This is a genomic window from Enterococcus sp. AZ095a (genome assembly GCF_050546735.1).
Lineage (GTDB): Bacteria > Bacillota > Bacilli > Lactobacillales > Enterococcaceae > Enterococcus_D > Enterococcus_D entomosocium.
In genome coordinates this window covers 110,001-124,127 of record NZ_CP172953.1, presented here as the reverse complement: position 1 = coordinate 124,127, position 14,127 = coordinate 110,001, and the positions used below count along the sequence as shown (strand labels likewise).

General features: G+C 45.7%; 15 protein-coding genes. 2 read left to right on the top strand and 13 right to left on the bottom strand.

Annotated features, from left to right (window positions below; all coding sequences use genetic code 11):
* Window positions 1–28 precede the first annotated feature (28 nt).
* The 11 genes from IGJ26_RS00560 to flgB form a co-directional block, all read right to left on the bottom strand.
* On the bottom strand, window positions 29–391 hold the full coding sequence (locus IGJ26_RS00560; protein ID WP_005232787.1) for a hypothetical protein: 363 nt from the start codon (window positions 389–391) through the stop codon (window positions 29–31).
* A complete protein-coding gene (locus IGJ26_RS00555) occupies window positions 388–819 on the bottom strand; it encodes a flagellar hook capping FlgD N-terminal domain-containing protein (RefSeq protein WP_061053553.1) in 432 nt (143 codons plus the stop codon). Before IGJ26_RS00555 ends, IGJ26_RS00560 begins: the two co-directional genes overlap by 4 nt.
* 12 nt (window positions 820–831) lie before the next feature.
* Window positions 832–2,169, bottom strand: coding sequence for a flagellar hook-length control protein FliK (locus tag IGJ26_RS00550; protein ID WP_005232788.1), 1,338 nt, complete (start codon window positions 2,167–2,169; stop codon window positions 832–834).
* Between the two features lie 64 nt (window positions 2,170–2,233).
* Window positions 2,234–2,653, bottom strand: coding sequence for a flagellar export protein FliJ (gene fliJ / locus IGJ26_RS00545; RefSeq protein WP_005232789.1), 420 nt, complete (start codon window positions 2,651–2,653; stop codon window positions 2,234–2,236).
* A gap of 22 nt (window positions 2,654–2,675) precedes the next feature.
* Complete coding sequence (fliI, locus tag IGJ26_RS00540; protein ID WP_008376625.1) at window positions 2,676–4,028, bottom strand: flagellar protein export ATPase FliI; 1,353 nt, start codon at window positions 4,026–4,028, stop codon at window positions 2,676–2,678.
* A complete protein-coding gene (locus IGJ26_RS00535; RefSeq protein WP_005232791.1) occupies window positions 4,025–4,783 on the bottom strand; it encodes a hypothetical protein in 759 nt (252 codons plus the stop codon). Before IGJ26_RS00535 ends, fliI begins: the two co-directional genes overlap by 4 nt.
* Complete coding sequence (fliG, locus tag IGJ26_RS00530) at window positions 4,767–5,771, bottom strand: flagellar motor switch protein FliG (RefSeq protein ID WP_005226586.1); 1,005 nt, start codon at window positions 5,769–5,771, stop codon at window positions 4,767–4,769. Before fliG ends, IGJ26_RS00535 begins: the two co-directional genes overlap by 17 nt.
* Window positions 5,772–5,781: 10 nt before the next feature.
* Window positions 5,782–7,404, bottom strand: a complete 1,623-nt coding sequence (gene fliF, locus IGJ26_RS00525) for a flagellar basal-body MS-ring/collar protein FliF (protein WP_050790974.1) — start codon at window positions 7,402–7,404, stop codon at window positions 5,782–5,784.
* Between the two features lie 27 nt (window positions 7,405–7,431).
* Window positions 7,432–7,755, bottom strand: coding sequence for a flagellar hook-basal body complex protein FliE (gene fliE, locus IGJ26_RS00520; protein WP_005232801.1), 324 nt, complete (start codon window positions 7,753–7,755; stop codon window positions 7,432–7,434).
* Between the two features lie 7 nt (window positions 7,756–7,762).
* Window positions 7,763–8,179, bottom strand: a complete 417-nt coding sequence (gene flgC, locus IGJ26_RS00515) for a flagellar basal body rod protein FlgC (RefSeq protein WP_005232807.1) — start codon at window positions 8,177–8,179, stop codon at window positions 7,763–7,765.
* A 21-nt stretch (window positions 8,180–8,200) separates the two neighbouring features.
* The gene (gene flgB / locus IGJ26_RS00510) at window positions 8,201–8,560 is read right to left on the bottom strand and encodes a flagellar basal body rod protein FlgB (protein WP_034872092.1); all 360 of its coding nucleotides are present in this window, start codon (window positions 8,558–8,560) and stop codon (window positions 8,201–8,203) included.
* 620 nt (window positions 8,561–9,180) lie between these two features.
* Between flgB and motA the strand changes: the two genes are divergently transcribed.
* Together motA and IGJ26_RS00500 are read left to right on the top strand one after the other, a co-directional pair.
* Complete coding sequence (gene motA / locus IGJ26_RS00505; protein ID WP_005232810.1) at window positions 9,181–9,945, top strand: flagellar motor stator protein MotA; 765 nt, start codon at window positions 9,181–9,183, stop codon at window positions 9,943–9,945.
* Window positions 9,946–9,958: 13 nt separating this feature from the next.
* Complete coding sequence (locus tag IGJ26_RS00500) at window positions 9,959–10,723, top strand: OmpA/MotB family protein (protein WP_008376629.1); 765 nt, start codon at window positions 9,959–9,961, stop codon at window positions 10,721–10,723.
* Window positions 10,724–10,869: 146 nt separating this feature from the next.
* Here the strand turns inward: IGJ26_RS00500 and IGJ26_RS00495 are convergent, their stop codons facing one another.
* Both IGJ26_RS00495 and IGJ26_RS00490 read right to left on the bottom strand, forming a co-directional pair.
* Entirely contained in the window at window positions 10,870–12,915 is a 2,046-nt protein-coding gene (locus IGJ26_RS00495; RefSeq protein ID WP_016611618.1) for a methyl-accepting chemotaxis protein, read from the bottom strand.
* A 283-nt stretch (window positions 12,916–13,198) separates the two neighbouring features.
* The gene (locus IGJ26_RS00490) at window positions 13,199–14,008 is read right to left on the bottom strand and encodes an aldo/keto reductase family protein (protein WP_016611619.1); all 810 of its coding nucleotides are present in this window, start codon (window positions 14,006–14,008) and stop codon (window positions 13,199–13,201) included.
* Between the last annotated feature and the right edge of the window lie 119 nt (window positions 14,009–14,127).

Here is a 14,127-nt window from a genome sequence, read left to right as displayed (position 1 = left end):
TACTTGCAGCCCCTTTTCAGTCCAGCTGCTATTTGATAAATGTGGCGCTGTCAATATTGGTGACGGTGTGAAGCTCATTCATCCCCATCGCCGTAATGATGGTTCGTGAATGGACATCGGCGATCAAGCCCATATCTTTGTAAACAAGCAGTGATTCTTTGCTGCCTTTTTCCGCTAGCTCGCTAAGCGCCGTTGAAAGGGATTGGTAATCATCGTCTTGTAAGGTCAATTCCCTTGCGGTCAAACGCTTTTGCGCATGGTGCGAGACTTTGATGTCGTTTTGTTTTTGTTCAAGCATTGAAGAGAAGGCTTGTTTGTCCACGGCTTTGCGGGGATTTTGATAAGGCTCCCCGGCAACTTTTTGCAGCCCCTGTTGAATCGTCAAACTCATTTTGCTTCGCCGCCAATCTCTTGGATCGCACTCATACTGTATTCTTTGCCATTTACGACGATCGTGGCGTAGCCATTGGCAAAGCGGACCTTTTCGATGGTTCCTGACAATGTTTCTGTGCCGTCCATCAGAGTGACTTGTTTATTGATCAAGCTAAAAGCTTGCTGCTGTTGCTGTAAAATCACCGAGGTCGTCAACGTTTCGCTCAATTCATTCAAGCTCTCTAAGGTCGTAAATTGAACCAGTTGCGAGATATAGTCGGTACTACCACTACCAGAAGAATCGCTGCCTCCCATCGATGGGTTGCTCATAGATGCTGCTAAGATCTTCAAAAAATCATCCATGGAGATATCTGAAGATTTTTTTGTTTGCGTTAATGCCGATGTATTGGCAATACCGGCCGCAGCTGCTGTAATTTCATCTGCCATAGGTCTCCTCCTTTACACTAAAATACTGATCGCATGATCGATCGGTGCTAATTGCTGCTCTTCTTCAACCGTATTGCTTTGATGAAATGGCTTTTTGCTTTGTCCTTTTTGAGCCTGTAAAAAACGCTGTTGGTTTAACTGACTGTCACTTGCCATCATACTGCCGGCAAAGGATTGATTTGACAGCGGACCAGCCTGCTGGACAGAAGCTAACGTAGGTTCTTTGATTGCTAGGATCGGCTGCTCTTGCTTTTGCAAAACTTGCTCTAGCTCATGCTTGATGGACAGCAATAATTCTTTGGCTTGCGGCTGCTGAACGGTCAGTTCTAAGCGGCTGCCTTGGGCATTCGTTTCTAGAGAAAGCTGGATCGTGCCTAATTTCTCGGGAACGAATTGCAACGTGATTTTTTTCTCGCTTGACGTGCTGCTCGTTTGGACGAGTTGGGCAGTCGCTTTTGCTAAGGGCAGAGCCGCTTGCTCCATACTCGCTTTTGTTGGCGCTAGTCCTTGCTTGCTCAAAAGGGGAGAAACATCAAGCAGTTGCAGTGCTGGTGTCGCCATTTCATTGTCGGTTACTGCCGAAAAAGCAATGGCTTGTGCAGAAACAGCTTCCGTATTTTTGGCGACTGTTTCCTTCGTGCTTTGCAAGGTGCTAGTCGTATCCGTCGCTTGGTGGGTCACTGGCGACACTTGATCCAATGGTCCCGTTTGGCCCAATTGAGCGGTCCCTTCGGTGGACTGTTTCAGCTGTGCTTCTGTCGTCTGCGCAATCGCGGCTTTTGTTACTGAATCGATTTCCTTGAAAGTCGCGATCCCTTTTGCCGTGGACTGCTCTTCGCCTACTAAGTCTTCTGGCAAAGGCGTTTCAAGCGTTGGTGCTGCGGCTTCACTTCTGTCATTTGTCATCAAATCCAGACCTTCAAGCGTAGACTCGGAGGGGTCGATGACTGTGGTGGCTACGTCTATTGGTGCTAAAGCTGCTGTGGCGCTTGTTTGGTTCTGCTCCGTCGTTACCATTGATGCCTGTGCCGCTTCCTGAACCAAGCCTGCAAAAGGTGTCTGGCTGATCTGGCTCATTTCTGGCGCTTGCGTCGTTGCAGATTGTTCAGCTGCTGAAGTGATTTCTGACTCCTGCGGCAGATGTTCCATACTGCTGGCCGTACCCATTTCTGGTGCGGCGGCGATTTGCTCCGTCATCCCTGATGTTTCGATAGGGGCTGGCAGGTTGCTGCCTGCTTGAACTGTCAGCTGTCGCATCATCAAACTGAAGACCTCTGGTGACGCCTCCATCTTTTTTGATTTGCTACCGACAGGTACAGCGGTTGCGGCACTTGTTGTGATCTCTTTCATTGTTCACCTCCTCTCAGCTGATGCTTTAAAACCAAGGTCATCTCATCACTAAAACATTAGTTCTTTAAGAAAATAAGGCGCGATTGCCGAACTCATCCAATTGTTTTTGCTCTTCCAATTGCTGTTCATAGGTGTATTCAGCAAATTGTTTTTCTCGCAGTTTTTCCACGATCTTGCGTTCCTGCTGCGCTTCTACCACTACCGATAAAGACTCTGCCAATTCTTGCTTCACGTGAAACATTTTGTTCTGAACCTCATCGATGGTGGCATTCAAAGCAAGCAAATAGCGTTGCTGCACTTGCATCCGCCCAATGGTCATTTCATTGACATCAAAAAGCTGGGCTTTTTCCTGTGCCAGCGTGTTCAGGTGCTGTTCTTGCTGAATCAACAATTGCTGTTTTTGGGCGTACGCTCGTTTGGCTTCTTGCTCAATGGTTTTTCGGTGATCCAATACTTTTTCTAAGGAAAAGTGAAATGCTTGCATGGTTGCTCCTTTATGATCTGTTTTACATGGTCGAACGCTGGCGCTCGATCAGCGCTTCTTCACTGAACAAATGCGCCAATTCAAAAATCGTTTGTTCAAATGGGATCCGCTCATCCACTTTTTGCTGTAAAAACCGTAGGATGGGGTGATGCAACGCGATCGCTTGGTCGGTCAACGCATTACTGCCGCTTTTGTAAGCACCGATATCGATCAAATCCTTGGCCTCTGCATAAACGGCCATGTTTTCTTTTAGTTCCCCCGCATGTTCATGCTGTTCCTCAGAAACGAGGGTCTTCATCAAACGGCTGAGGCTGTTTTGAATATCGATGGCAGGATAATGATTTTGAGCGGCGATTTTCCGTGACAACAGAATATGACCGTCAAGAATCCCCCGCACCGCATCAGCGATCGGTTCATTCATGTCATCACCTTCTACCAAGACGGTATAAAAGGCAGTGATCGAGCCTTTGTCAGACATCCCACTGCGCTCTAACAACTTCGGTAAAGCTGTAAACACAGAAGGGGTATAGCCTTTGGTCGTCGGTGGTTCACCTGTTGATAAACCGATCTCCCGCTGCGCCATCGCAAAACGGGTCACCGAATCCATCATCAATACGACTTTCTTGCCTTGATCGCGGTAATACTCAGCGATCGCCGTTGCCACATGAGCCCCTTTTAGTCGTACAAGGGGTGGCATATCGGAGGTAGCACAGACAACGACCGACTTGCGGTAGCCTTCTGGGCCTAGATCATTTTCAATAAATTCTTTGACTTCTCGTCCTCGCTCGCCGATCAAGCCGATCACGATGACATCTGCTTCGCAATAACGAGCCAGCATCCCCAATAAGGTACTCTTACCGACCCCGCTGCCAGCAAAAATGCCGATCCGTTGGCCAAGGCCGACGGTCAAGAGACCATCGATCGCCCGGACACCTGTCGGCATGATCTCAGCGATTTTTTGACGACGAAAGGGGTCAGGAGAATCTTGACTAACTGGATATTCTGACGCAGTTTCCAGATCCAGCGCCATATCTAACGGTCGCCCTAGTCCATCTAAGGTGTGCCCTAGCAGCGTATCATCGATTTTTACCGTCAACGATTTGCCAGTTGGCCGCACTAAACAGCCCGGTCCGATGCCTTCTAGCTGATCAAGGGGCATCAGGAGCACGGTTTTTTTCACAAAGCCCACGACTTCGGCTAAAGCTGTATGTGTCTTGTTTTGCAGTGCGACTTCACAGATTTCTCCTATGAAAACCGACAACCCTTCGACTTTGATCAGCAGACCTACGACTTCGCTGACTTTGCCGTAAGTGGTAAAGAACGGCTGTGCTTGCGCTGTTTTGCGCAGCGCTGTGATCGGTAATTCAAACGTCATTCCTTCACACTGCTTTCTAAAAATTGGCTCAAAAAGCGAGCGATTTCTTCCCTCAGTTCAAAAACCACCAAGGCATTTTCAGATTCGATACAAAAATCGTGTTCCGCCAAGCCGTCATCTGCCATGAGTAAATAGCGAAACCCGCTGATCGTCTGTTTTTTGGTTTCCAACAATTCTCGCAACCCTGCAAGATGCTGCTCTTGGCTGCGAATAGTCACAAATTGATCGGGTTGTTCAAATTGCCATAGCACAGACTCCACAAAAGGCAGGAAGCCTGCTTGCTCGTCTGTAAAACGTTGATTGATCAAGGCTTCGGCGATTGCCGTGCCGTAAGCGATCATTTCTTGCTTTTTCTCTGAGCGAAAGGTGTTGATTTCAGAAACGGCTTCAGCGACATTGGCTTGGGCTTGTGTCATCAATGCTTGCGCGGCTTCTTTGCTGGCATTGAGTCCTTCTTGATAGCCTTGTTGAAAACCGTCTGCTTGTCCTGCTTGAAAGCCTTCCGTTCTCGCTTCTGCTAGAATTTGCGCCGCTTGCGCTTGTGCATCGGTCAAGATTTGCTGTTTCAAGGCTTCCATTTGCTGCAGATGCCGTTCCTGCTCCAACTGGCGTGCACGTCTAGCCGCTTGCAGTTCTGGGTCTAAGCTCGGTTTCTCAATCGGCGCTTTGATGGTCGTATCCGTCAAAATACTGCGAGCAGCTTCAGTCGTTTTGACCGCCTGCTGCTTCAATAAACTGCTATTTGACCACTGCATCTTGGTCGCCCCTTCCGATGTAGATCTCACCGGTTTCATCTAGCCGTCGAATCACAGCCACCACACTTTGTTGGGCTTCTTCTACAGCAGACAAGCGGGTAGGACCCATAAATTGAATTTCTTCTTGCAGATTTTCCACCGCCCGTGATGAGAGGTTGGAGAAAATAAAGTTCTTGATGTCGTCGGTCGTGCCTTTAAGCGCTAAGACTAAGACATCGTTTTGAACATCTCGCAAGACTTTTTGAACATCCAAGCGATCGAGGGTCACGATATCCTCGAAAGTAAACAAGCTTGATTTCACTTCGTTGGATAGTTCCGGTTGCCGCTTTTCCAAGTCGTTCAAAATGTTCTTTTCAGTACTGCGGCTGACTGAGTTCAAGATTTCTACCAGTGTATGCACACCACCGACATTTTCCGTATCGTTCTCAATGTAATTCGAGAATTTGTTCTCGATCACTTTTTCAATCCGTTCGATCACCAAAGGCGACGTACTGGAGATCGTCCCGATCCGTTCAGCGATCTCCACTTGCAAATGATCGGGAAACTGTGACAAGACGCTGGCCGCTTTGTCCGGCTGCATGTAGCACAAAATCAACGCTACCGTTTGTGGATGTTCGCCGATCAACAGATTGGTCAACTGTTGAACATCGGCTTTGCGAGCGATATTAAAGGGCCGTTCCCGCAGCTGAATCTGAGTCAATACGTCAATGACTTCTTTGGCTTTTTGAGGGCCTAATGCTTGGTTCAGCAAATTTTTGGCATAATCGATCCCGCCGTCTAAGACATATTTGCGGGCCGTTGCGGTATGAGAAAATTCCTCCAACACTTGATCCCGCTCTTCGGGACTGACAAAGTCGATGTTGGCGATCTCATAGCTCACTTTTTGTATAAATGATTCTGGCAGCAGCTTCATGATCTTTGCAGAGGTATCTGATCCTAGAGAAATCAGAAGAATCGCTGCTTTTTTTACCCCGTCTATTGTATCCATGGCTGCCCCCTTATTTTTCTTTCATCCAAGCTTTGATCAATTCCGCCGCTACTTCAGGATTGCTTTCGGCATAATTTCTAGCCGTTTGATCCAATGTTGGTTCTCCTGTATGTTCTGCTGTGGCTTCTTGTGTGGATGCTTCTGGCACCGCTGGTTTCGTTTCAGCAGACCGGTTACCGACACCGCCAAAAACGACTTCTTGTGCAACTGGGTTACTCGCTCCGATGCTAGCAGCGGACGGTTGTGCAAAAGTGACCATTTCATCCGTCACATCCACTTCCAACTCGTCTTCTTTGCGTCGGCGTCGGATCACGCCAACGATCATTAAGATCACCAAGAACAAGGTCAACACGATACCGCCGATGATGGCATACTTGACATAACCTTTGGCAGCTGCAATCTGTTCATTCCCTTGAGGATCAGCGGCTGGATCAACCTCTGCTTGGGCAAAGTCAAACCCTTGGATCGCAATTTGATCGCCACGGTCATTGTCATAGCCGACGGCGCTAGCAATCAACTGCTGCAATTCTGCTTGATCCGCTTGCGAAAGGTTCGCATTGATCACGATTGAGCTGGTCATTCGCTCGATCATGCCAGGAGCCGTAATGGTCGTAGTGGTCTCGGTATCCAATTCATTTTCAACGGAGCGACTGTAGGAATTGTTCCCCTCTCCGTCCGTGCCCGTCACATTGGAGACATTGTCATCCACAGTCCCTGTTTGGGCTTCTTGGACGGTCCCTTGCGAACCAGCAGCCTGCACTGTTTCACTCTTGATCTCTGGGTCATCATAAGTGACTTTCTTCCGCTCGATCGAATCAAAATTCAAGTCTAAATTGATCGACACTTGGAATTTGTCTGCACCATAGATCGGTGTCAGCAACTTCGCTACTTTTTCTTCTAGCGTTTTTTCATAGGAATCTTTGATGGCAATGTATTTATTGTTTAAGCCACTTAATTGACTGGCTTCATCTTCGGTTCTAGTCAACGTATTGCCCGCGCTATCAACGACTTTTACATTTTCAGGCTTCAGCTTTTCCACTGCGCCGGAAGTCAAGGTAACGATCCCTTGCACGGACTCGTCTGAGATTTGCTGATTTTTCAAGGACAACACGATAGAGGCCGTCGGCGCACTTTCCTCCGAAGAAAAGACACTTTCTTCTGGCATCACGAGTAAAACTTTGGCGGATTTGACCGCATCGATCGACTCGATTGCTCGCTGTAGTTCGCCCGTTACTGCCCGCTGATACATGATTTTGCGATCTTCATCCGTTGTCATCATGTTGGCATCATCAAATAATTCAAAGCCTGTACTGGTATTTGGTAACTTATTGTCCACGGCAAGATTGATGCGGTATTCATCGACTTGGTCCTTATCGATCAAAATAGTCGTCCCATTGTCGGCTAATTTGTAGGCGATCTGCTGTTCATCCAAATCCTTGCTGATCGTTCCCGCATCGGCATCGCTTAGATCCGTAAACAAGATACCGTATTCAATTCGCGTATTTAAATAATAAACAGCTGCTGTGATTCCGAGAACGCTGATAACGGAAAGAACAACGATCATTTTCTTTAAAGAGCTTTGCATTTGCCAACGGTCTTTGAGTTGTTCTGTCCATTCTTTCACTTTATCCATCATTTATTCTTATTCCCTCACCCACTGCTAAAACTGCATATTTTTCACGTCATTGTAAGCTTCTAAACACTTGTTTCGTACTTGAACGGCTGTTTGTAGCGCCAATTGCGCCTCCGTCATGCGAATCATCACATTGCCTAGATCGCTTTCATCGCCGGTGATCAAATTGACAGTATCTTGATCCATGACCGCCGTTTTTTGATTCAACTGATCGACCGCATTGGTCAAGTAGGAAGAAAACTGGTTTTCCTTGGTGCCCACAACACTAGTCTCGTTTGAAGCAGCCCCCGTGCCTAGTGTCCGCAAAACGTTTTGGTAGTCTGTTAATCCTGTCGTTAAAAGTCCATCCATTTTCTCGTTACCCCTTTGATATTTCTAATGCTTTTTTCAAGATTGTTTTATTCATTTCTGAAGCAGAAACATTGGCTTCGTACGTTCGAACCGCTTGCAACATTGCCACCATTTCATCGGCAATATCCACATTTGATTGACCGACATATCCCTCAGCGTTGGCAGCGGGATTGGTAGGATCATAGGTCAGTTTTTCCGTCTCATCGGCAGCGATCCCCGTCACTTTGACACCGTATGTAGCCGGTGTTCCTTCACGACTATTTTTTAAATTTTCTGAAAAAAGAATACTCTTTTTTTGATAAGCCGCGGTTGTTTGTGTTTGATTTGTATTTACATTTGCGATATTGCTGGAGATTGTATCTAGTTTTAACCGTTCCAATGCTAGACCGCTCGCGTTGATCGTTAGTCCGTTAAATATACCCATTTGTTTTTCCTGCGCTTTCTATCAATTACTCAAGACAAGGTTCATCATTTGCAAGCGTCCGTTGACTTGTGCGGTCAATGCACTGTAATACAACCCATTGGCTGCTTGATCCAACATCTCTACCTCAAGATCCACGTTATTGCCGTTGTCTTTGATACTGGTAGTTGCATTTTCAGTGATTTTCGGTTTTACTTGAGAAACTGACGCTTCTGTTACAGCGTCGGTCCCTGACGAAGCGAGTGCCTGCTTTAATTCGCTTTCAAACACGATGCGTTTTGCTTTGTACCCATCCGTGTTGACATTAGCGATATTAGACGAAATCAATTCTGCGCGTTGTGCAGAAACGTTCATAGCTGTTTTTAATAAATCATAGGTATCCAACAATAATTGCTCCTTCCACCTTCTGTACCAAACGTTTTTTTCATCGATGGAACAGAAACAAATATATTTATTTATTTTTTTGTTATAGATTAAAAAAACAAGAAGACGTGATGTCATTATAGTAGAATTATTTTTATTTTACAATTTGATTTTTGCAACTTTACGGATATGACATTTAAGTTACAGACGTGTTATGTTATTTGTTAAACACTGTTTCATCGCAATTTCGTCCCCAGTTATAAAAAGCAAACGATCGATATAAAGCGTTTTACAAGCATATCTATGCCTTTTGATCAAAATCAGTTTTTTGATAAAAAAACAAGCATTATTCGAAAAATTGATTAAAATATTTTCATTTGTGCCTGATGACATGACAAACCCTGAGAAGCGCTTCACGAAAAAAAACGGTACCATCTATAAATATTCACAAAAATTGCAAGCTGTACCATTTCAACAATTTGACGAAACTTGTCAAAAAAAGAACAAAAAAAGGAGAAACAGAAAATTTATTTTAGTTATTTTTTGGATTATTTTTTTTTGCTATTAAGAATGATTTTAATTCACCGATAAAATAAATGAGGGTTTAAAACCTGGAAATAGAATTTAGGAGGACGCAACAAATGGATTTTTTCTTGCTGATCGGTATTATTTTAGGATTGATATCTGTGGTGGTTGGGATGATTGTAAAAGGTGCCAATGTGGCCGTTTTGATCAATCCGGCAGCCGCGATTATCATTTTCGTCGGTGTGATCGCAGCCGTTATCAATTCATTTCCCAGCAGTGATATCAAAAAAATCCCGAAGATCTTCGGCGTTCTGCTGAAAAATAAAGAATACGACTTAAAAACAACCATCAATACCATCGTTGAATTAGCTAACCAAGCTCGGCGCGATGGCCTACTATCTCTTGAAGGTGCTATCCAAAACTTAGAAGATCCTTTTTTAAAAAAGGGCTTGGAAATGGTGGTGGATGGCATCGCTGCCGAACAGATCCAAGAAATCATGGAAAATGAGATCTATGGGATCGAAGAACGGCATCGCATCGGCTCGGCTATTTTTAAAACCGCCGGCACGAGTTCCCCGACCTTAGGGGTGTTAGGAGCCGTGATCGGGCTGATAGGGGCGCTAGGCAATTTAGAGGATGTAGAAGCACTGGGTCATATGATCTCGGCGGCTTTTGTGGCGACCCTTTATGGTATTTTCTTCGGTTATGTGCTGTTCATTCCTTTTAGCTCACGATTAACTTTGAAATCGGAGCAAGAAGTCCAAATGATGTCGATCATCGTTGAAGGGGTCTTAGCGATCCAAGCCGGACAATCGCCGAAAAGTATTGAGAAAAAATTATACAGCTTGATCGATCCGAAAAAACGGCAAGAACAATTATAAAGGGTGAAGCGACATGAAGCGAAAAAAGAAACATGAAGAACATGTAGACGAAGCGTGGCTTTTGCCTTACTCGGATATGTTGACCTTGCTGCTGGCCTTATTCATCGTCATGTTTGCCATGGCGAAAGTCGATGATGAGAAGTTTCAAGAAATCCGAAGCGAATTCGGCACCATCCTTTCCAGCCACCACAGCAACGCCTCCGTCATCGGGTCAGTGATCGATATGGGCGAGACCACGCCGCGAAAAAAAGCCGCCACTTCTGCCGAAGCACAAGCGCAAGAAGCAGCGGTCCGGACCCAACTGGAAAATCAGCAGCTAGAAAAAATCAGCGACCAGCTGTCACAAGAACTCGCCGCTTCTGGCTTAAAAGACCAGACAGAAGTCCGCTTGGAATCCGATGGCTTGCATATCACGCTAGCCAGCAGCATCTTGTTTGCCTCTGGTAGCGCCGAGATCACGGACACCACTCGTCAGTCACTGGATCTACTATCGGACTCACTGAAAAAACTAAAAGCCAACAAAATCGTGATCGCCGGGCATACCGATAACGTACCGGAAAAAGGCAATGGCCGCTACCAATCTAACTGGGATCTTAGTTCCGCTCGTGCGATTACCGTTATGGAATACTTCATCAGCAAAGGCGCCGTTTTAGAAAAAAATGCTGCCATCCAAGCCTTTGCCGATACCGAACCGAAAGCCGATAACAACACCCCACAAGGCCGCTCGGAAAACCGCCGCGTGGAGATGATCATCCAGCGGACCGAAACGACACAATAGCCCGTAATAAGGTTTTATAAATATCATTATGAAAAGCCAAGATGAGCAACATTCGTCTTGGCTTTTTTGTAGTCTCCTCCTCAACAAACAAAAATCACTCATCAGCCATTCTTGCGAATAGCTGATGAGTGATTTTTTTGCTTGATTTATTTCTCCACTTCAAAACGATTGGTCAATCGCTTCAACTCTTCTGCAATGTCTCTGAGGTCTGCCACATGGTTGGTAAATTCATCCATGGTTGCCAAGACTTCTTCTGCATTTGCGGAAACTTCTTGTGTGCCAGCGGCATTTTCTTCCGTTGATGCGGAAATGTTTTCTAAGTTTTCCAGTACACTGTTTTGAATATTTTCGATACGGGCACTGGCTGCTTCAATATGATGGATGCCTTCGATCATATAGCTACTGCGTTGGAAAACTTCTTTTGAAGATGAGATCGCTTCTTTGATCAAGTTGGTTTGGCGAACGCCGCCTTTGACAGACGCTGACGTTTGTTTGACCATTTGACTAGACTGCTCACGAATTTCTTCAATGATCGCTTCGATCTCTTTGGTAGAAGCTTTGCTTTGTTCCGCCAATTTACGGATCTCAGCAGCCACGACGGCAAAGCCTTTGCCAGACTCGCCAGCACTTGCGGCTTCGATTGATGCATTCAAGGCTAGCAAGTTGGTTTGGTAAGAAATATCGTTGATGACCCCGATGATCGAGTTGATGTTTTGGATACTATCATTCATTCCCGTCATATTCGACATCAAGCGCTCCATCTGTGCCAACTCTTGTCGCCAACTGTCATCGACTTGATCCATGATCGTTAAGTTTTCTTGATTGATCTTCGTAGATTCTTGCGACTTGCTGCTCATGCCGCCAACATTTTCTCGTAATTCTTTCACGACTTGCGACAGATTTTGCATTTGTGACACGCTGTATTCTGTTTCTTGGGCTTGAGCACCGGTCACTTCAGCTATCCCCGTAATGGTTTGAGAGACTTCTTCTGTCGCAATATTGGTTTGTTTTGACAATTCTAATAAAGAATCCGACATTCCTGCGACACTGTTGCTTTCTTTTTGTACTTTTTGGATCAATGCACCCGTGCCTTCGATCATCACATTGTAATTGTCCGCCATTTGCTGGATCTCGTTGCCTGCTTTGTCTGGATATACAACTCGGCGTGCCAGTTGATCCCATGTCCATTTTTCGCCTTTGGCTCGTTTGGTTTTGCTCATCTTCTCTAGTTTGCCTTCACCGACTTTTCTAAAGTAGCGATTGAAGCAATCGATGATCGCTGCGACTACTTTGATCGCGGCATACGAAACCAGTCCTACAAAGAGCAGCATCAAGATCGTAACGATAATCGTGGTGCGGACTAACGCCCCTAACTCTTTGTCTAGATCACTAGCTTTGACTTCGGAGTACGCCCAAACATTGGAATCAGCAGACTTGTCATACAACACATCATTGACTTTATTCGAGTCGCCTAAGCCAACCATGCCTGTCGGATCTTTGGCGTCTTTGATTTTTTGGAACACTTCTTCTTCTTTGATATTCTTACCGATTTGCTTGGTATTTTTTGAGGTCACGATGACCCCAGATTCTGAAACTAAGGTGACATTCCCAGTCCGCCCTACGGTAAAGGAAGACAAGATGTTTTGAATGCTTTCATAGGAAACATCGACGCTTAAAACCCCCACTTGATTATGGGAATTTTTGACCCGGATCGAAGCCGACGTCACAAATTGATTCGACACCGTATCTAAATAAGGTGCTGTCCAATACACTTCTCCTTCGGCTTTCACGGCCCCTTTGTACCACGGCCGAATTGTAGGCTTGTAATCATCCGGTAAGGGATTGAAGGTCACATACTCATCATCTTCTGTCCCAAAAGTTACTGCTAAGAAGCTGTTGCTCCCAGCAATCGCTAAAGAAAGATCTGAACGGATACGTCCCATGCTGAATTCTGTTTTCATCGCTGGCAGTTCAGCCATTGATTTCAATTTGCTTTCCGTCGATCGGCGCAAACTCTTTTCTTCCGCCAAGATCAAATTGACGGCACTTTCTTTGTTCAAATCATTTCGTTCAATCAATAAGTTCTTGGTGGTTAAATAGGAACTTGTCAGCATGACAATGATCGGGATCCCCGCAACCAGCATCAAGGTGATCATCACATAAATTCCTATCGTCTTTTTTCTTTTTTTCACAACTGTGCCACTCCTTCATTTCCAATTTCACACGATCCACTGAAGACTCGTCCGTAGACGACCCTTAGTAAGGATAATCGGTCATTTCTTTGAATATTTAAGAGGATTCATTGTCAGAAACGGCTGCAAGCGCATTTTCTTTTTTGCTAAGGCTTACAGTTGCTGTTGTAACGAATAGAAAAGCTCCTCAGTCATCAAGGAGCGTTGCGACTGCATAAAAATAGCCAGTACGGAAGTTTCCGCACTGGCTGTAGGGTCCCTTTAATAGGACCGCTTCTATTGCCTATAATTCTTTGATGACGGCTTTTTCTTCCGCCGTCAAAGCGAAATCAAAGAGCGCTAAATTTTCGGCTTGATGTTTTTCTGAATGGGATTTCGGAATCACGATCACCCCACGCTCGATTTGGTAACGCAAGACCACTTGGCTCCAGGTTTTTTGATGCGCTTCCCCGATTTGGGTCAAGGTTTCCCGTGCCGCTTCCGAAATCCGGGAAAGCGGACCCCAGGCTTCTGGAACTACCTGATTGTCTAAGGAATACGAGATGATCGCATCATTCCACTTGCCTGGATGCGATTCGATCTGATTGACCGCTGGTTTGATCCGACTGTTTGCCAATAAATAGCTGAGTTCTTCTTCTTGGAAATTGGACACCCCGATCGCTTTTAAGACTCCTTTATCGACATAAGCCTCAAGAACCGCCCAGACAGCGGCGATCTCTGCCAAGTTGTCCCACGGATGATGGATCAAATAAAGATCGATCGATTCCGTCTGCAAGTCTGCTAAACTCGCTTCGACAGACGCTTTCACGGCAGCTGCATCTTGCGTATGCTCTGGTTTGCCAGGAATCTTAGAAGTCAGGAAAAATTCGCTGCGGTCAATCCCGCTTTCCTTGATGGCTTTGCCAACCACGGCTTCGTTGCGGTAAGAAATCGCCGTATCAAAATGCCGATACCCAAGCTTGATGGCAGTCAATAGCTCTGTCGTATCATCATTGATCGCACCTTGGTATTCTCGGTTTTCTTTCCCAAATGTATTCGTCCCGCTGCCGATCACTGGAATCTGAATGCCGGTATTCAATTCAATCGTTTCCATGCTGCTTCCCCCTTTGTGTTGTTTCTAGTCTATCAAAAAAGCAGGAGTAAGGGGAAGAAAAACTCTTATTGCCGCTAAAAAACGGGGAAAAGCACAAAACGCATGTTCAAGCAGCCCCT